Source organism: Sphaerochaeta sp. UBA5836 (genome assembly GCF_002432845.1).
GTDB lineage: Bacteria > Spirochaetota > Spirochaetia > Sphaerochaetales > Sphaerochaetaceae > Sphaerochaeta.
The window spans coordinates 12,862-31,174 of the sequence record NZ_DJGW01000017.1 but is presented as its reverse complement, the minus strand read 5'-3'; the positions used below and the strand labels follow the sequence as shown (position 1 = coordinate 31,174).

General features: G+C 54.2%; 21 protein-coding genes. 13 read left to right on the top strand and 8 right to left on the bottom strand.

All coding sequences use genetic code 11. The annotated features are described in order from the left end of the window. The 3 genes from recG to B3F49_RS01400 form a co-directional block, all read left to right on the top strand. Positions 1–1,800: ATP-dependent DNA helicase RecG (gene recG, locus B3F49_RS01410; RefSeq protein ID WP_293892870.1), on the top strand; the 1,800-nt coding region annotated here is incomplete at its 5' end. Between the two features lie 56 nt (positions 1,801–1,856). Next, positions 1,857–2,420 (top strand): 16S rRNA (guanine(966)-N(2))-methyltransferase RsmD, encoded by a 564-nt coding sequence (gene rsmD / locus B3F49_RS01405; RefSeq protein ID WP_293892873.1) that lies wholly within the window; start codon positions 1,857–1,859, stop codon positions 2,418–2,420. Continuing rightward, complete coding sequence (locus tag B3F49_RS01400; RefSeq protein WP_293908639.1) at positions 2,410–3,225, top strand: acyl-[acyl-carrier-protein] thioesterase; 816 nt, start codon at positions 2,410–2,412, stop codon at positions 3,223–3,225. Before rsmD ends, B3F49_RS01400 begins: the two co-directional genes overlap by 11 nt. Here the strand turns inward: B3F49_RS01400 and B3F49_RS01395 are convergent. Genes B3F49_RS01395 through B3F49_RS01380 form a run of 4 tightly spaced genes read right to left on the bottom strand, consistent with a single transcriptional unit; the run spans position 3,218 to position 5,801 of the window. Continuing rightward, positions 3,218–4,234, bottom strand: coding sequence for a hypothetical protein (locus B3F49_RS01395; protein WP_293908638.1), 1,017 nt, complete (start codon positions 4,232–4,234; stop codon positions 3,218–3,220). The genes B3F49_RS01400 and B3F49_RS01395 overlap by 8 nt on opposite strands. 5 nt (positions 4,235–4,239) lie before the next feature. Further along, positions 4,240–4,524, bottom strand: coding sequence for a leader peptide processing enzyme (locus tag B3F49_RS01390; RefSeq protein WP_293892882.1), 285 nt, complete (start codon positions 4,522–4,524; stop codon positions 4,240–4,242). Further along, positions 4,517–5,035, bottom strand: coding sequence for a signal peptidase II (gene lspA, locus B3F49_RS01385; RefSeq protein WP_293908637.1), 519 nt, complete (start codon positions 5,033–5,035; stop codon positions 4,517–4,519). The genes B3F49_RS01390 and lspA overlap by 8 nt, the downstream gene beginning before the upstream one ends. A 13-nt stretch (positions 5,036–5,048) precedes the next feature. Further along, the gene (locus tag B3F49_RS01380; RefSeq protein WP_293908636.1) at positions 5,049–5,801 is read right to left on the bottom strand and encodes a Nif3-like dinuclear metal center hexameric protein; all 753 of its coding nucleotides are present in this window, start codon (positions 5,799–5,801) and stop codon (positions 5,049–5,051) included. Positions 5,802–5,853: 52 nt separating this feature from the next. On the opposite strand from B3F49_RS01380, the gene B3F49_RS01375 reads away from it, so the two are divergent. Then, positions 5,854–7,887 carry a Lon protease family protein gene (locus B3F49_RS01375; RefSeq protein WP_293908635.1) on the top strand — a complete coding sequence of 678 codons (2,034 nt, stop codon included), beginning with the start codon at positions 5,854–5,856 and terminating at the stop codon, positions 7,885–7,887. Here the strand turns inward: B3F49_RS01375 and B3F49_RS01370 are convergent. The 3 genes from B3F49_RS01370 to rsmI are packed head-to-tail and all read right to left on the bottom strand — an operon-like array spanning position 7,870 to position 10,728. Continuing rightward, complete coding sequence (locus B3F49_RS01370; protein ID WP_293908633.1) at positions 7,870–9,246, bottom strand: MATE family efflux transporter; 1,377 nt, start codon at positions 9,244–9,246, stop codon at positions 7,870–7,872. The two genes, B3F49_RS01375 and B3F49_RS01370, sit on opposite strands and share 18 nt — an antisense overlap. Continuing rightward, entirely contained in the window at positions 9,243–10,043 is an 801-nt protein-coding gene (locus tag B3F49_RS01365) for a TrmH family RNA methyltransferase (RefSeq protein ID WP_293892897.1), read from the bottom strand. The genes B3F49_RS01370 and B3F49_RS01365 overlap by 4 nt, the downstream gene beginning before the upstream one ends. Further along, the gene (gene rsmI, locus B3F49_RS01360; RefSeq protein ID WP_293892900.1) at positions 10,021–10,728 is read right to left on the bottom strand and encodes a 16S rRNA (cytidine(1402)-2'-O)-methyltransferase; all 708 of its coding nucleotides are present in this window, start codon (positions 10,726–10,728) and stop codon (positions 10,021–10,023) included. Before rsmI ends, B3F49_RS01365 begins: the two co-directional genes overlap by 23 nt. A gap of 232 nt (positions 10,729–10,960) precedes the next feature. On the opposite strand from rsmI, the gene B3F49_RS01355 reads away from it, so the two are divergent. Then, entirely contained in the window at positions 10,961–11,635 is a 675-nt protein-coding gene (locus tag B3F49_RS01355) for a PspA/IM30 family protein (RefSeq protein ID WP_293908632.1), read from the top strand. Further along, on the top strand, positions 11,635–11,838 hold the full coding sequence (locus B3F49_RS01350; protein ID WP_244772371.1) for a PspC domain-containing protein: 204 nt from the start codon (positions 11,635–11,637) through the stop codon (positions 11,836–11,838). The genes B3F49_RS01355 and B3F49_RS01350 overlap by 1 nt, the downstream gene beginning before the upstream one ends. A 54-nt stretch (positions 11,839–11,892) precedes the next feature. Here B3F49_RS01350 and B3F49_RS01345 read toward each other — a convergent pair whose 3' ends face one another. Beyond that, entirely contained in the window at positions 11,893–12,912 is a 1,020-nt protein-coding gene (locus B3F49_RS01345; protein WP_293892911.1) for a sigma 54-interacting transcriptional regulator, read from the bottom strand. Positions 12,913–13,123: 211 nt separating this feature from the next. Here B3F49_RS01345 and B3F49_RS01340 point away from each other — a divergent pair, with 211 nt between their 5' ends. From B3F49_RS01340 to carA, 7 genes are all read left to right on the top strand, one after another. After that, entirely contained in the window at positions 13,124–13,780 is a 657-nt protein-coding gene (locus tag B3F49_RS01340) for a PspA/IM30 family protein (protein ID WP_293892915.1), read from the top strand. Positions 13,781–13,794: 14 nt separating this feature from the next. Continuing rightward, positions 13,795–14,139, top strand: a complete 345-nt coding sequence (locus tag B3F49_RS01335) for a hypothetical protein (protein WP_293892918.1) — start codon at positions 13,795–13,797, stop codon at positions 14,137–14,139. A gap of 5 nt (positions 14,140–14,144) precedes the next feature. Next, the gene (locus B3F49_RS01330) at positions 14,145–14,501 is read left to right on the top strand and encodes a PspC domain-containing protein (protein WP_293892921.1); all 357 of its coding nucleotides are present in this window, start codon (positions 14,145–14,147) and stop codon (positions 14,499–14,501) included. Between the two features lies 1 nt (position 14,502). After that, the gene (locus B3F49_RS01325; RefSeq protein ID WP_293892924.1) at positions 14,503–15,375 is read left to right on the top strand and encodes a DUF4097 family beta strand repeat-containing protein; all 873 of its coding nucleotides are present in this window, start codon (positions 14,503–14,505) and stop codon (positions 15,373–15,375) included. 99 nt (positions 15,376–15,474) lie between these two features. Further along, positions 15,475–16,737: a DUF1576 domain-containing protein gene (locus B3F49_RS01320; protein WP_293908631.1), complete on the top strand. Its 1,263-nt coding sequence runs from the start codon at positions 15,475–15,477 to the stop codon at positions 16,735–16,737. Further along, a complete protein-coding gene (locus B3F49_RS01315) occupies positions 16,734–17,126 on the top strand; it encodes a hypothetical protein (protein WP_293892930.1) in 393 nt (130 codons plus the stop codon). The genes B3F49_RS01320 and B3F49_RS01315 overlap by 4 nt, the downstream gene beginning before the upstream one ends. 132 nt (positions 17,127–17,258) lie before the next feature. Further along, positions 17,259–18,313 (top strand): glutamine-hydrolyzing carbamoyl-phosphate synthase small subunit (gene carA, locus B3F49_RS01310; protein WP_293908630.1); only part of this gene is annotated, 1,055 nt, incomplete at its 3' end.

Below are 18,313 nucleotides of genomic sequence, written 5' to 3'. Positions count from 1 at the left end.
GGCAGGCTCAGCCTGTTGTGCTTCGGCCGCAACTTTCTGGAAAAGACCATCAAGGTCGGGCGAATCTACTACCTCTACGGCAGCGTCAAGGACAACCGTGGCGAGCTGCAATGTTCCCAGTTTGAACTCTATCCGGCTACCGAGGATGGGGATTTCCCCAAACAGTTCGGCCGTATTCTTCCCATCTATCCCCTACGCGGCTCGCTGAGCCAGCGCTTGATCAGGGCGAATATCAAGGCGGTTCTGGCAAGCGTCGATACCTTTGAAGATGAATTGACGGCTTCGATGCGCGACCGTTACCACCTCATGACCACCGATCAGGCCATCAGGGCCTATCACTTTCCTCCCTCGATCGAGGTGTTGCAGCAAGCCCGCAGGACCCTTGCCCTCACCGAACTCTTCTACCTGCAGTTGGTCGCACGCAGGCACAAGAGCCTTGTGCAACGCAGTGCCAAAACAGGACCAAGCATTCCTACCAAGCTCGAATTGAAGTTCATTGAAGGCCTCCCCTTCAGCCTGACAGCCGACCAGATAACCAGCCTGAAGGAAATACGGGAAGACCTGGACAGTGAAATACCCATGAACCGTTTGCTGCAAGGCGATGTAGGCAGCGGCAAAACCCTGGTGGCTTGGATCAGCGCCCTGCATGTCCTTTCCCAAGGAGCCCAGGTGGCCTTCATGGCCCCTACCGAGCTTTTGGCCCGACAGCACGCTGAATCAGCTGCTGCACTGCTGCAGGATCTGGGTATCAGGCTGGCTTTTCTGACCGGTTCGGTCAAGAACAAGGAACGCAGGCTTCTGCTTGAAGCCATCAAAGAGGGGGAAGTCGATATCGTCATCGGCACCCACGCCCTCTTTTCTGCGGAAGTCGCCTTTAAAAACCTCAGGTATGTCATCATCGATGAACAACACCGCTTTGGAGTGGAACAACGTCTCGCCCTTTTGGAAAAGGCGCAGGTCCCCGACCTGCTGCTCATGACGGCGACCCCCATACCCCGCACGCTCTCGCTGACTGTATTCGGGAACCTCAACGTCTCCACCCTCAAGACCATGCCCCCCGGCCGCAAACCGGTGATCACCCATCTGGTCAACGAGCAGAGCCGCAAGCGCATGTACCAGGCGGTGGGGGTTGAGTTCCAACGCGGCCATCAGGCCTACTTTGTCTACCCCCGCATCGATGACAGCGGAGAAAGCGACCTGCGCGATGTGACAAACATGTATGAGTTTTTGAAAAACGAGTATCCAGACGTACCATCCGCCTTGATCCACAGCAAGCTGGACGAGGATGAGAAAGTACGCATCCTCAAAGAGTATCAGGGGGGAAGACTTTCTTACCTTGTCTCGACCAGCGTCGTGGAAGTCGGCATCGACATTCCCAACGCCACCTGCATGGTCATCGAACACGCCGACCGTTTCGGGCTGTCGGCCTTGCACCAGCTGAGAGGGCGCGTCGGCCGCTCGGTGTTGCAGTCCTATTGCTTTTTGGTCTTCGGCAATGAGCTTACCGATGAGGCGAAGCAGCGTCTGAAGGTGATGAAAGAGTCCAATGACGGCTTTTTCATCGCCGAACAGGACCTTCTCATCCGCGGCCCGGGCGAACTTACCGGCACCAGGCAGTCGGGATACCTCAAGCTCATCTACGCTTCACTGACCGAAGATCTTCCCCTCATCGAAATCGCCCGCAACGAAGCCGACCTCATATTGGAGCGTGATCCGGGGCTGCTTCTTGTCGAGCATGAACCGATCAGGGCGGTCTTGGCCGAGGCTCCACCTTTTGAAGCAGAGCACAGCGAGGCATGAAACGGCAACTTGCATAAGTGTGCTCAGGTTACTATCATCGAAGTGAGGTGTAGAGCATGCGCATAACCGGAGGAATCTATCGGGGAAGGACAGTCGCCTGTCCCCCGGGAATCATAAGACCTGCAATGGATATGATGCGGGAATCGCTTTTTTCCATCCTGGGAAACCTGGAAGGAAAGAGTTGGCTGGACCTGTTCACCGGCAGTGGTTGTGTCGGCATCGAGGCGGCAAGCCGAGGGGCGGCTCCTGTCCATTTGGTTGAAAAGGACCGTCTCAAGAAAGCCACGATCATTGAGAACATCAGCATGGTAGAGAGTGAAATCACCCTGTTCATGGCCGACGTTCATCGCTTCATCCCTACTGCAAAACGCCAATATGACATCGTATATGCCGATCCACCCTTCCCCATGCAAGGCAAGGTCGGCCTCGCACAAGCGGTGGACAAGCAGAAGCTGCTCTCCGAAGGAGGGCTGTTCATCATCCATTACCCCTCCGAGGAGAAGGGCCAATGGCCCGAGCAGGTGGGAAACCTGGTCTGTTACGACCAGCGCAAGTACGGCAGGAGCACCCTCCGCTTCTACAAGAATACCCTGAATGCAGGAGAACAGCATGAAATCTGACCTTGTCTCGATCGATGAAAACAACATTGCACACAGCTCTTTCACCACCTACAGCTATGAGACGGACTGCTTCGCCGAAGCGCGATTGGCCTTCTATTTCCAGATCGTCCAGGAAGCCGCCGGCATGCATGCAGCCATGCGCGGTTGTTCGATCAACAATCTGCACAAGGAAGGAAAGACATGGGTCATCACCCGCAGCAGCATGGAAATCATGCGATACACCTGTTGGCCCGAGGTGATCGAGGTCCAGACCTGGGCCCAGGAGCCGATCAGGCTGCACCTGCCCCGTGTCGTCAAAGGCTTCGACAAGGCGGGCAATGCCCTCTTTACAGCCAAAACCCACTGGGCCATCCTCGACCTGGACAGCGGCAGGCCGTTGCGACCCATGGACATGTCACTGAGGATCGGGCTTCCACCGGCCGACCATACTCTGGACATGACCCTTCCCAAAAAGCAGGATGACGAGAACCAGGTGCTGCTGTGCAGCTTCAAGCCGACCATCGCCTACCTCGATACCGACCGAAACCTCCATGTTAACAACATATCGTACCTCAACTGGGCTCTTGAAAGCCTGCCTTCGGCTTTCCGCAACCGCTGCAAGGTCGCATCGGTCGATGTCTCATACCTGAGGCAGACCTATCTCGAGGACGATTTGTGCGTGTACACCTATGGCCTGGAGCAAGACGCCCTGTTCGGCGATGAACCGACACTCCGGCATACGATTCTGCGCAAGGAAAAGGATGGAACGACCACCTTGGTGTGGTCTGGAACCACGGGCTGGAAACGAAGGGAAGACCTTAGATAAAGACCTTGCGCAGGGTGGGATCCTTGCCCAACAAAAGACCTATGGACTCGCGAACGGGAAACAAGCCGTTCTTGGAGTTCGCACTGTAGTAACAGTACCAACAGCCTTCCTCGCTCTTGTAGTGGACATCACAGCTGACAATATAGCGGCTCGCCCAACCCGATTGGGGGGGGACGAGCACCGGGGCACGGAACGAAGGCTTGAAAGCAAGCCCGTCGGTGCTTTCCAACTGCAACAGCATGCTGGTTGTCTTGGCCCGTTTCTTGTCCCAGTACATCGCACACTCGAAGCCTACATATCCATCGTCGGTCTTCACCACCTTGATGCTTCCCACAGCCATGTTCCGGTAGGGGTCGTCGGCATAGGGGGAGAGCAGGGGCTCTCCCTCATTGGCCAAGGCATAGGGGCCTTCCAAGCTGCTTGAAAGGGCCATGGCGAAATGTCTGCTGGTCTTCTGCTTGGTATCGGGGAGAAGCAGGTGGGAGGCACCGAAATAGAGCCGGTAGCCCTGTTCGGTCTTGATGATTTGGGGACGGGATATCCGGCTTTTCTTCAATCCATCCTTTGCAAAGGGAACGGTGCGGCTGTCCAAAAGAATTTTCGGCTCGCTGAACAGGATCAAGTCGGTCGAGGAGCGCATCTCAAAGCGGCTGTAGGTGATTTTCTCCTGTTCCCTTCGTCTGAACCTTCCTTTTCGGATGGGTGGCAATGAAGCATTGTGCTTCTCATAAATCAGGTAGTAGATGCCATCCTCGTAGTATATCGAGGGGGAATGACCCCTGAGCTCAATCATCTTCCTGGGTTCCCAGCTGATCCCATTCTCACTGATGAAATGCTCGAGGCCCACCCAGGTGTGACCAAAAAGATGCCACTTCCCATCCGGACTCTCCTCGGGAAACAGGAAGAAGGGATCGCAGAGCCGGCTCATGTACCACTGGCTGCGGATAACCGGTTCATCGCTGAAAGGATACCACGAGATTTTTGAAAAGGTGGAGAGACAGAGGGCCATCGGACCTACTCCTGCTTGCGCTTGTTGGGTCTGCGACCCCAAAGCGGACTGAGGTTCTGCTCAAGATTGAACTTCTTGTTCATCCACTTGATGATCTTTGAGTAGACAAAGAAGCTTCCTCCGATGCTCACCACAAACGTCAAGCCCAGCCACATCGGGATCAGGGAGCTGTTGGGATCGACAAAGCGGGTGATCAGGACGAAGCAAACGATGAAGAGAACCATCATCAACAGGATGTTCAGCACCGTGGCAGCCAGCATAAACCAGAGGGTATTCGATTTCTTAGACATGCTTTCCTTCCTTGGATTCCAAGATGATGCTTGCCGCAAGCAGGATACCGCTGACAACCAAGGATGCATCAGCAATATTCCATGTCGGCCAACGTTCAAAACCCAGAAATCCATAGACTTTGACGCTGATGAAATCCACCACCCTGAAATTCCGGAAAATCCGGTCGATCAGGTTTCCGATGCCTCCGCCCAAAAAAAGGGCCAACACCCATCGGTGGAATGAACTGAGTACAAAACGCTTGGAAAAATAGACGAACAAAACGGCGATGACCAACAATACCGGAACAATGATGAAAAACAACAGCTTGACGGCCAAGGGCAGGCTGTCGCCCATGCTGAAAGCAATGGCGGTATTGCGCACGTGGACAATAGCCAAAAAGTCACCCAGGAATTGAAACCCAACGGTGTTCTCTGCAACGTGCCTCACTATCCAAGCCTTGGAAAGCTGGTCGGAAAGGATAATACAAGCTGTGAGCAACAAGGGCTGATAGCGTCGTTTGTTTTGTCCCATAGTGCTGACTATACTATAACCCGGTGGGGTTGGCAACAAAGACAACGGTAAGGCCGAAGGTATCGCGGACATGCTGCATGAGCGCCAAAAGACCGAAGGTCTCGGTCGTATAGTGCCCTCCTGCGATAACCGTAATCCCGCCTTCTGCTGCATCATGATAGTGCTGATGCTCGAATTCACCGGTCACAAAGCAGTCAAGGCCGTCAGAGAGGGCGGCAAGCACATCCGAACCCGCCCCTCCGCTGACAATGCCCACCCGGTGTATCAGCTCATTGCCGAAAGGCAGGATCAGGGGATTCTCGAATCCCAAACGAGAGGCGATCCAGTCCGCACTGCGGCCCTCGCCAAGGGTCCCCTTGAACCCGAGCAGCCTTCCCTTATAGGGGGCAAAGCCTTGGATGTCCTGAAGACCGAGCTTGTGCGCCATGACGATATTGTTTCCCACCTCACTGTGGGCATCCAGCGGAAGGTGGGCCGCATACAAATCAAGATTCCCCTCGATGAGAGTCTTCAACCTGGTATAGTGCGGCCCGCATACTGCAATTGGATTCCCCCAGAACAGACCGTGGTGCACCACCAAGAGGTCGGCATGCTCTTCCATCGCCTTCTCGAACGTGGCTTGGCAGGCGTCGACGGCAAAGGCAACGGTATGCACCTCGCGCTCCGACGGTCCCACCACCAAGGAATTAAGCGACCGATCGATTCCCTCAAAGGAGGCAACTTCCAAATACGCATCAAGATAGGAGACAAGTTCACTACGTTTCATAGCCTCAGTATAGAGAGTTGACACCTTTTGTTCCACCACCTATAGTTCGAGCATGACCGATACACAGGTGAGAGTAAAACCGCTCACATACGAAGAAGCTTCCTTTGACTTCGACCTTGCAACCATTCGAACATGCAGAGCTCTTGGCAGCAGCGAACCGATTGTAGGCCAGCCGCGCGCCCTGAGAACCCTTGAACTGGGCCTTTCCCTCTCCAAAAGCGGCTACAATATTTTTGTCAGCGGCGACAGCGGCAGCGGCAGGCACAATGCAGTGCGACATGCAGTGCGGAATCTCAGGCATGACACCTCGTCATTGCGCGACCTGGTCTATGTCTACAACTTCCTGCAGCCCAACAGCCCCAGGGTTCTTACCTTCAATTGCGGGGACGGCCAACTTTTTTGTGACGCCGCAGAAGCCTTCAACCAGGAAATCCTTGCCCTTGCCCTGCACAAGCGTGACTTTTATGCAACGGCACTCCAGCTGCTCTCAGAGTTCGAATCCCAGTTCCCCCAAGCCTCGTTGCGCGACCATTTCGCCCATATACGTACGGACCTCAAGCGAATGGAAAGGCATATCCAGAACCTTGACGAAAAGGCCTGCAAGGTTGATCCGATCGCAACCAAATACCGGGCCAACCTCTTGGTCAACCATGCAAAAGCAACCGAAAGGCCCTTCATCATTGAAACTCATCCATCCTTTTCGAACCTGTTCGGTTCGGTGGACAGCAATCAGAACATGCCCCACCTTGCGTTGCATGCGGGGACCCTGATGGAGGCGATTGGGGGCTTTTTGGTCATCGATGCCGAGGAGCTGCTCAGCGAGCAGGGCCTGTGGGATGCTCTGAAACGCTACCTCGATGCCAACGCCCTGACCGTTGAGAGCAACGTCATCACCAAGGGAGAGCTCCGAAGCCCTTTCATCAGGCCGCAGATGCCCCCGCTGCCGGTCAAAGTAATCCTCATCGGCAGTGAAGAGACCTATGACACCCTTACCGAAGGGGATGAGCGCTTTCTCACCCTTTTCAAACTTTGTGCGCAGTTCGACTACTCCATGAACCTCGATGAGAAGGCAATCGCCCAGACAATCGCAAACCTGGACAATTACGCAAAGACCAATGGGTTGCTCGACCTCAGCGATGAAGCCTTCCTCCAGCTGCTCAGATACAGCTGCTGGTATGTAGAGTCGCGTGAACACCTGAGCACCCAGTTCTCCACCCTCTACGACCTGCTTGAGGAGGCGAACTGGTGGGCTCACTACCATCAGAAAAAGCAGATTGATGACCAGGTGGTCCTCACCGCCCATGCAGAGCGGGAGTATGCCAACGGCATCAGCGAAAGCAAGATCAACGAAGAGATCATCAGCGGCGATATGATCATCAGCCTCACCGGCACCAAGATCGGCGTGGTCAACGGCTTGGCCGTCATGGACAGGGGAAGCGCCTCCTTCGGGACTCCGACGGTGATCAGCTGCACTGTAGCCCCGGGCAACGAGGGCATTGTGAACATCGAGCATGAGGCAGGCCTGAGCGGGGAAATCCACGACAAGGGCCTGTTGATTCTCGAGGGGTACCTGCGCAAGCACTATGCCCGAACCTTCCCGCTCTCCATCTATGCAGGGATTGCCTTCGAGCAGTCCTATGCCGAAGTGGATGGGGACAGCGCCTCATCCAGCGAGCTGTATGCCTTGCTTTCAGCCATCGGCGAGCTTCCCGTGCGTCAGGACATAGCGGTAACCGGTTCAGTGAACCAGATGGGCATGATCCAGCCGGTGGGCGGCATCAACGAGAAAATTGAAGGCTTCTTCCATACCTGCCAGGCGACCGGCCTCACCGGCAGGCAGGGAGTGATCATTCCTTTCCAGAATGTACGCAACCTGATTCTCGGCTATGAGGTGCTTGAAGCGATCAAGGCCAAACAATTCTTCATCTACCCTATCAAAACCATCGACGAGGGCATGCAGCTCTTGACTGAACGGCCGGCAGGCATCCGCAACGCAAAGGGCAACTACAGTGCCGGCAACTTCAACTACGATATCGAGGACAGGCTGAAAAAGATGTATCAGGCGGTCCTAGCCAACAGAGGCTAGGCTCTGCAGCCGCTTCAAGAAAGGCAGGATGTAGGCAAGCGACAGGACAAAGGTAAGCACATCAGCGATGGGCTGGGCAAGCTGCAAACCGACAATTCCGACCAAACCGGGAAGCAGGGCAATGACCGGAATGAAGAAGAAACCCTGCCTGGCCAAGGCCAAAACCGAGCTTGAACTGCTGTGTCCGGTGCTTTGGAACACCATCCCGCTCAAGGTGTTGAAGGCTGACAGGGGCATCAGGATGCATTGGTACCGTATGGCAACCGTCCCGATGGCGATGACAGCCGGGTCGGAGAGAAACAACAACATGATGTAGTGCGCTGTGGCAAAACAAATCACACCGATGAAGGTGAAGGCCAACACCCCGGTTCGGACACAGAACTTGAAGGCCTCGACCAGGCGGTCGTATCGCTTGGCCCCCCAGCTGAATCCGGCAACCGGCTGCAACCCCTGTCCGAATCCGATCAAGGCCGAGTTGAGGAACTGCATCACGCGCGTGGTGATGGACATCGCGGCAATCGCCACGTCGCCGAAGGGGGCGGAAAAAACGTTCAAGCAGATTGCAGAGACGGTGTGCAGCATGGTCCGAAAGAGCGAAGGGGCACCGACGGTGAAGATATTCCGGTAAATCCACCACTTCAGTCTCACATGGCGCACAGACAGATGCAGGTTGCTTCTTCTCTTGACGAAATGAGAAAAGAGGATGAAAAAACTGACGCCTTGACTAAGAACCGTTGCAAGGGCGGCCCCCCTGATGCCCATATCCAGGGCGAAGATGAAAATCGGATCGAGAATCACATTGAGAACGGCCCCGCTGCTCATCCCGAGCATGCCAAGGTGGGCCTTGCCTTCCGATCGGAGGTTGTTGTTCATCGTATAGCAGACCGTCATCCAAGGGGCGCCGATGAGAATCACCGAGGCATAGCGCTCAGCCTCTGGTGCAATGGTCGGTGTGGCACCAAGAAACCGTACCAGCGAACCGGTTCCCGCCAACCCCAGCAGGGTGAAGATCATGGCGATGCCCATCGATGTGAAAAAAGCGGTACTGAAGACCTCGTCGGCTTCAGTGCGTTTCTTAGAGCCGAGCAAGCGCGAAACCGTATTGGCCGAGCCTTGGCCGAATGTGATGCCGATCGACTGGATGATGCTCATGATTGAATAGACAATCCCCACCGCAGCACTGCTCTCGGTGCCCAATCGGCTGACAAAAATCGTATCGGTCATTGAATAGAAGGAGGTGATGAGCATGCTGATGATCGTCGGGGCGGCCAACTGCAGGATGAGCGACCGTACCGGTTGCTCGGTCAGGCGCTGATAGTTCTGCTCTGCATTGAGAGAGGGGGTGCGCATCAGTTTCATACGGTGAACCAGCCATGCATCATGATCCCGGCGGCTACTGCAACATTGAGGGAACCTTTGGTCCCGGCTTGCACGATGGAAAGCCTGCCCAGCGATGCTTCTGAGGCGCCAAGCAAAGCCGGGCTCACCCCCAGCTCCTCACTGCCGATCACGGCAACCCCCTTGGAGGGGAATGCAAATGCATCAAGCTCGGTCCCCCCGGTTTCCAGGGCAAACAGCGGAAGGTCGAGTGCTTGCAACCGCTCAAGCATGGCCTCCTCGCCGATCACCTCATGCTCTACGGTTTGGGTGCACCCACGGCTTGTCTTGAGTGCCCGGCTATGGTCGACGGCGGCGCACCCCTCAATGAGATAGATTTTCTGGATGCCGAACGAGTCTGCAGAACGGAAGATGGAACCGATGTTGTAGGGTGAGCGGATCCGGTCAAGGACGAGGATATGATCGAGGATCGTACGCCGGCTCGCATCGAGGTTTCCCAGTTCATCGATAAAATCCCAATCGGCACTATCAGTTCCCAATGCCTGCAAGAGCAGGTAGTGGATATCATCGCACGTTACCGCCAGATCCAGGCCTTGCACCACCCCAAGTTTCCTGCCAAGAGTGAGCAGGCGGGAGCGTTCATCTTCAGCAAGCACGGCTTGGAACTGTGCAGAGTCAAACAGACCGGCCAAGGCTGAAAGATATACCCGATCGTGCTGATTGCGCAGTGCGAGCTTCGCCTGCTGGTGAAACAGCAGGGCGCACTTGCGTACGCATGTGCGATCTCCGAGTGTCCTAAGCTTCGCTATCGTTATCATCGTCTTCGCTCACCTGCCTGGGAGCCACCAATACGGCGAACTCCCCCTTGATTGCATCCCTGCCTGCAAGCGTGGAGGCAACCTCGCCTGCACTACCTTGGAGAAACTCCTCAAACTTCTTGGTCATCTCCCGACCAGCCACCACCATCCGCTTCGCATCGAGGGCGGCTATCTCCTCCAAAGTTTTTACGATGCGGAAGGGGGATTCATAGAGGACGAATGCCTCATCGCGTTCCAACAATTGCACAAGGCGCTTGGTCCTTCTGCCTTTCCTGGGGCTGAGAAATCCCTCGAAGGTGAAGCTCTTGCCGACATAACCGGCAACGCTTACCAAAGTTGCAACGGCGCTGGGGCCGGGGATGGGGACGATGGGAAAACCCGCCTCCCTGACGGCGGTGACGACCCTGGCTCCCGGGTCGCTGATCCCGGGGGTTCCGGCATCGCTGACGAAAGCTACATCCAATCCACTGCCCAAGAGCTCAACAATGCCTTTGGCCGAGTTGATTTCGTTATGGGCGTGACAAGCGATCAGGCGCTTGGAAATTTCAAAATGATTCAGCAGCTGCTGGGTGTGGCGGGTGTCCTCGCAGGCGATCACATCCACGCTTTTCAGCGTCTGTACAGCCCGGTAGGTGATATCCTCAAGGTTCCCGATCGGTGTCGCCACCATATAGAAAGTACTCATGAGCTTCAGTCTACATGCTCTGTTGCGTCCTTACAAGCACAATGGATTGGCATCGTTTCCCATGCTGTTTGGTATTTTTTACCACAGCAAGGCAAAAACCGACCAATTCTGCGCTGTCCGAAACAAAAAACCTAGGAAAAGTACGTGTTTGGAAAAGTTGGCACGCCATCTGCATATGTATCTACGTAACAACGAAACCACAACAGCCACCCGGTGGCGAAAGGAGACAATGATGCAGATGTTTAAAAGAATCGCCGATATCTTCAACTCACACGTCAACAGTGCTTTGGACAAGCTTGAAGATCCGGCAAAGATGATCAGCCTGATGATCACCGAACTGGAGGATACCCAGACCAAGGCCCGTTCTTCCATGGCAGCCCGCAAAGCGGAGCAAGCAAGCCTGGAGAGAGAAAAGGCCGAGTTTGAGAAATCCGTCCTTCGTTGGGAAGACCGTGCAAAGCTGGCCATCACCAATGGTCGTGAGGACCTGGCCCGCGAAGCCCTCCTGGAGAAAAAGCATGCCGCAGAGCAGGTACAGCGCATTGAAGAGCAGCTTGCCAATCTGACTTCCATCCTTGCAAGCCAGAGTGCCCAGCTCACCCAGATCGCCGACAAGCTCAAGGAAGTCAAGGACAAACAGCAGATCCTCGTCCAGAGAGCAAGAAGCGCCAAGGAGAAGAAGCAGGTTGCCCAAACGCTGAATAGCAGCGACAGTGCAGACCTTGCCCGCAAGTTCAGCGAGCTTGAAAGCAAGATCGAGCGGATGGAAGCCGATGCCGAGATGGCCGGTTATCATGGGAAGCCCTCAGCCAGTGACGAGTTTGCCAGAATGGAATCCGATAGCACCATCGAGGCCGAGCTTGAGAGTTTGAAACAGTCTATGACCAAGAAGAAGGAGCAGAAATAATGTATTACGACAGAGAAGAGGATCGTACCCTGTATCGTGAAAGACGGGGCATGATATTGGGAGTGTTCCAAGGATTGGCCACCTGGTCGGGGCTTCCAGTACTCCTGCTCAGAATCATCGGCCTTATCCTGCTCTTCTCGGTTGGATTCGTTCCGATGGCCATCGCCTACATCCTGACAGCACTCATGCTGCCTTCACGATAACCGAATCAGACGTTTTTTCATGACTGTCATTGAGTTTCTTCCTTGAGCAGGACATCATTTGGTGTCCTGCTCTTCTTCTTGCAGACGGTCCTGATATTTGCGGTACAGCCCCCGCAACTGATCATAGGTCAGATTGAGCAGCTTGGCCGCCTCTTTCTGGTTGCCTGAAGCCATCTTCAGTGCTTGACGCAGATACTTGAGGTCCAATTCCAGGCGGGCCGTCTCAAACTGACGCAAATCAAGTTCTGCTTCCTGCAAGGGAGGATCGGTGATTTCCTGACTCTTTTGCTTGAAAGGATTGTCGAAGGGGTTGAACTCCAGGTATTCGATCAAGGAAGCATCACTGCGATAAACGGCCCGCTCAACGACATTCTTCAACTCACGAACATTTCCAGGCCAAGGATAGCCAAGCATCTGGGAGATGACGGAGTCAGTGAAGGAAGGCATCTCCTTGCGCCCGCACTCAAGAGCCATCTTGGAGGCGAAATACGTGGCCAGGAGAATGATATCCTCGCCCCGTTCTCGAAGCGGGGGAAGAAACAGAACCTCGAAGGAGAGCCGGTCCAGCAAATCCTCCTTGAACTTCCCTTCCTTGCACAAGGACGGCAGATCGGAATTGGTCGCCCCGATGATCCGCACGTTTGTTTCATGGGTCACCGAAGAGCCCACCCGCTCATAGGTGCCGTACTCGACCACCCGAAGGATTTTTTCCTGGACTTCCAAGGGGATCAAGCCGATCTCGTCCAAAAAGAGCGTCCCTCCTTCGGCTTCCTCGAATCTTCCCTTGCGGGTTTTCTGTGCTCCGGTGAAGGCACCTTGCTCATAGCCGAAGAGTTCGGTTTCGATAAGGGATGGAGGAAGGGCTGCGCAGTTGACCGTCACCAAGTTCTGCTGCCAACGCTGAGAGAGGAAGTGAAGACGCCTGGCGGCAATCTCCTTGCCGCTGCCCCGCTCCCCTACAAGCAGCACCGAGCGATTGACGGTTGCAGCCCGGCTGAGTTTGCTTTGGAAGTCCAAAAAGACTTCACTCTCACCCAAGGGTTGTTGGTTGTATCCGGCTTGCACGGCTTCCATATACTCCACCTCACTTGGTAAATTTAGCCATCCTTGGCAGGTTTCACCAGCGTCAGGGTAGCACAGCTTGGACAGTGCGAAAAGAGGAGGGGCCGCAATCCTCGATAAAATGGCGATTTAGATACTTTTTATCAATCTTTTAATAGTTGGCACGATTCGTGCATCTAGATTTTCACGAACACAGGTGGTACTACTACCTAAGGAGAGAAGTATGGGAGTGTTTTCAAGATTCTTGGATATTGTCAACGCAAATATCAACTCACTGCTCGACAAGGCGGAAGATCCGGAAAAAATGATCAAGTTGATGATGCAGGAGATGGAAGATACCCTGATCGAGCTGAAGAGTTCCTGCGCTGCAAAAATGGCCAGCAGAGCCAAAACCGAACGCACCTACAAGGAGGCGCTCAGTGCCGTCGACCGCTGGCAGAGCAGAGCGGAGCTTGCCATCAGCAAAGGGCGGGAAGATCTGGCCAGGGAAGCGCTGTTGGAGCGAAAGCAGGCCAAGGCATCCCTTGATCAGCTGCAGGCTGAACTTGCCGCGTATGATGACTTGATCAGGACCGCAAAGAGCGAAATCAATCAAATCGAGGACAAGCTCACCACAGTCAAGCAGAAGTATCAGATGATGGTTGAACGGGCAAAGCGTGCACGTGAGGAGCAGGCGGCACAAGAGGCTCTCAAGCGCGCCGGCGACAGCAGCACCTTCGGTCGATTCAGTGATATGGAAGAGAAGATCGACCGGATGCAGGCAAACAATGAGATGGGTCGGTCCGCCAATTCTTCTCTCGACGATAAGTTCAGAGACCTGGAAGAGATGGACGACATCGATGCCGAAATCGCTGAACTGCGCAAGCGTGCCGGCTTGTAAAGTAGAGGAAGAACATGGAACCTGTTTTGATTCTGTCTGTCATCTTCACGTTCATCATCATCATTTCCACCATCGACCATCGGTACAATCTCAGAAGGAAGAAGATTGATGCAGCCCTCAGGATGCGGGAGATGGAAATGGGGCTTCCTCCTGGGACCTACAGTTCGACCAAGGTCAAGAGCGGGAAGAAGCGGAATACGGTGGATTCTTCCTTTACTGAATGGAAGCAGACATCGAACCGGGCTGAGCTGAAGAAGGGCATCGATGATTTGCAGCAGAGGCTGGCAAATCTGGAAACTATACTGAACAACCGGAAGGCAAAGCCTGAAGGTATGCAAGATAAGGAATGGAAGGAATGATTGCCATGGCTACCAAAAAATTGTACAGATCCCCTCGGGGAAAGATTTTCGGGGTTTGCACCGGCCTTGCTGAATGGAGGGACCTGCCCGCCGATCCGGTTCGCTTGATTGTTTTCCTGGTGGTCATTGCCACCGGAGTCTTCCCTGGAGCCTTGATCTACTTGGCTGCAGCACTCTTGATTCCGATGAATCCTGAGTCCTCATACTCCAGCAGCACAATCTACAGTGAAGACGAACCCAAGCAGAGCGAAGCGGAACTAAAGGCTGAGTATGAGAGACTGAAGCGCAAGGTTGAGAAAATGGAAAGCGAGATGTTCAACAAGGAACGAGATTGGGACGAACGATTCCATCAGGGAAACTGATATGCTCAAAGATACCAAGGCCAACAAGGTGTTCCTGATCATCCTGGTCGTCCTGTTGGCCCTCGGCTTCACCGCAAGCAGAGGGTGGAACGTCCGAAACAGGGACAGCCGCATCAATGAGTCCATTGATTTCGCGACCACCGATTCTCTGAAGGTTTCCACGATTTCAAACGATATTGTCATTGAGGTGGACAACGCCGCAAAAGGCGCTTCTGTCTCAATCGGAAGAAATGAGTCGGACAGCCTGTCGGTCTCGAAAACCGGCAGGAGCCTGAACGTGGACGTCAAACCCAAGAAAGCATGGTTTTCCCGTTTCTTCTCCTATTCCCCTTCGGCGCTGGTCATCACCCTGCCTGCCTCCCGCCTGGACACCCTGGAGCTGTCCAGCACCTCGGCTGATATCAGGCTTCTTCACCCCATCCAGGGCAAGAGCCTGCAAGCAAGGAACACCAGCGGAGAACTTGACTTCTTGACGCTCACCGCCGAACAGGACATCAAGCTGAGCAGCATCAGCGGCACCATCAAGGGAAGTGAAGTTGTCAGCGGGCAATCAGTTGAGCTTGCAAGCACCAGCGGCGGCATCGAAGTCCAGCATGTCGAGGCACAAGATGCACAGCTGAAGTCCATCAGCGGCAGTGTCGAGGCAGAGGTGAAGATCCTGGACGGCGGGTCGTTGAACGCAGGGTCTACCAGTGGATCTGTACAAATCGATTTGTATCAGAGTTCCGACTTGAAAATCCAAGCTTCCACCACCAGCGGCCAGATACTCTTCAATGACAAGGATATGGGCAAGAGTGCTGCACTGGAGACCGGAAATGCCAGGAACAAGGTTGTCCTTTCCACCGTAAGCGGAGGGATCGAACTCTGGTACTGAACAACAATCATGCCGATCGGCTGTCTCGAAAGAGACAGCTTTTTTATTTGACTAGCAGCTTTCCCATCGGTAGCATACCTATATACCAGAGGAGGCACCGTGCAGCGTAGTGAAAAGCTTTTGTATCTTCTGACAATCCTTCTGATAACTGCACTCTTCATAACCGGAATGGCGCTGGAAGGTCCCTTGGAGGTTGTGAAGCAGGTAGTGTCCCTGCAGAAAGAGAGTGCGCGCCTGATCAACGACTTCACCCTCTATGGAATCGGGACGGCCATGTTCAATGCAGCAAGTGTTGGATCACTGGGCTTGGTACTGGTCTACTTTGCCACAGTCAGTCTTTCAGGCCCCACACTCTCTGCAATCCTGACCATGATGGGCTTCGCCTTCTTCGGCAACACGCTGCTCAACTGCATTCCCCTCATCCTGGGTGTATGGTTTGCCAGCAAGCTTGCCCGAAAAACCTTTGGATCCTACAGCCTCATCGCCTTGTTCGGCACCGCCCTCGGGCCCTTGGTTACCTATGTCATGTTCGCCCTCGACCTTCCCCACCATCTCTCCATCCCTCTTGGATTGCTCAGCGGCATGCTCGCAGGGTTCATTCTCCCTGCAGTTGCCGGTTCGATGCTGCAGCTCCATCAGGGCTACAACCTGTACAACATCGGCTTCAGCTGCGGATTCATCGGCCTGTTTGCAGCAAACCTGCTGCTTGCATTGAATAGGATGCAAGCCATCACGGTGACATGGAATACAGCCTTTTCCCTTCCTTTGGTCCTGATTGTTCCCCTTTTCAGTCTTCTCTTGATGGCAACCGCCCTCATCGTTGACAAGCCCAAGCGAAGCTTCGAAGGTTTTCTTGCAATCCAAAAACTGACCGGACGTCTTCCCTACGACTTCTTCGATACCGGCTATTTCGGGGGGACGCTGCTGAATATCGGCCTGCTTGGATTGCTCTACTGGGCCTACGTGCTCGCAGTAGGCGGACCGATCAACGGACCGGTGATCGGAGGACTCTTTACCATCATGGCCTTCGGCGGCTTCGGCAAGACCTTGAGGAACACCGTCCCGGTAGTGACGGGTGTCATTCTCTCAACCCTGGTATTCGCAAAATCCCCCACCGCCCCAAGCCCCTTGCTTGCCGCCCTCTTCTCCACCACACTCGCACCCATTGCCGGACAGTTCGGAGTCATCGCCGGCCTGCTTGCAGGCTTCATCCATCTTGTCATGGTGGAAGTGACCGCCTCCTGGCATGCCGGACTCGATCTCTACAACAACGGATTTGCCGGAGGACTTACCGCCAGCTTGTTCATCGCAATCCTGCAGTGGTACAAAACCAATCGCCCGAAGGAGGATTTCACCACATGAAACGAAAAGAGTTTCTCGGACGACTGATAGGGGAAGTGACGAACTTCCTGCTCGAAGGCAATCCGCTCAGACTTGTTGTCTCCCTGCACCAGGAAGACGATGGTGCGCATATCAGCTTCTTTGACGACCAGATGAGATCGGAAGAAGAGATCAAGCGGATTTACAACTCCCTCAATCCCCAGAAGAGCAGACCCGAGCTGGCTGAATACTACGGACTTATGGCCGGCCACGACATGGCCTGGGACGCAAGGCTGAAACTCATCGGTTGGCAGATCAAGCACGCCAGCGTCGAAAACTCAGACAGCGGACTGAGAATCGACTTGTGGCTGGGCAGTGATGCTTTCAATTCGGAGCACTTCACCTTGGATAAAAAAGAAAAGAGGAAGTAGTGCAACAAATTATAGAATATTTGTTGCATATAAACCAATATATTTCCGATTTGTTGTATATTCATGCAGAATCTGTTGCATAAATCCAAGATTTTAGCTATCATCCCTACAATGTAAGCGGATGGAGCAACAATGAATACATGCTTTCTACTTCTCGAAGACGGAACCTTATACCAAGGAAGAGGATTTGGAGCGCCGGCTCCGTTGCTTGACGAATCCTTGGTAGCGGCAGAAGTCGTTTTCAACACCAGCATGACCGGATACCAGGAGATTCTCACCGATCCCTCCTACCATGGACAGATGGTGGTCATGACCTATCCACACATAGGAAACTATGGGTGTGAACCGGATTTCGATGAAGGACTCTCCAGTCCAAGCCCCATCTGTTGTACTGCACTTATCGTTCACCAAGCATATGAAGGCCCTCTTCCTTTGAAGAGGGTCTCTTTAGATGCCTACCTTGCTGGACAGAAAACAGTCGGGGTAACCGACATCGATACCCGTTCCCTCACCATACACCTGAGAAAGCAGGGTTCACAGAACGCTGCAGTATTCAGAACTACGGACGGAAAGCTTACCGACCAGCAATATCGTCAGGTTCTAGCAAGGCTTGGAGTCTATCCTCATGTCGGGGAGCTTGACCTCATTGAAGGCTTTGCAACAAGGCAGATGATCAAAGACCCGGTACTGCCCGACCTCCCCAAGAATCCCATACTCAGGTTTGCCGTAGTGGACTTCGGCATCAAACGTTCGATAATCGCAGAGCTCTACAAGCGCAATGTAGCGGTTACACTCTTCCCTCCTTCCGTTCAGGCCGAAGAGATCCTTGGAAGCGGTTGCGACGCACTGCTGCTCTCCAACGGTCCCGGAGATCCTGCATTGCTTGGCGATGCAGTAACGATGGCCAAAGAGGTTATGGACTCTCTGCCGGTCTTCGGCATCTGCCTGGGTCACCAGCTGATCACCTGGGCGCTGGGAGGGAGAACGATGAAAATGAAGTACGGCCACCATGGAGGGAACCACCCCGTCATCGACATCCGCACCAAAGCCTGCTTTGTCACCAGCCAGAACCACGGCTATGCAAGCGTGGAAGAGTCTCTTCCCCCTGATGTGGAAGTCTGGCTGCGCAACGCGAACGACAACTCCGTTGAAGGGCTCCATCACACAACCAAGCCCGTCTGCTGTGT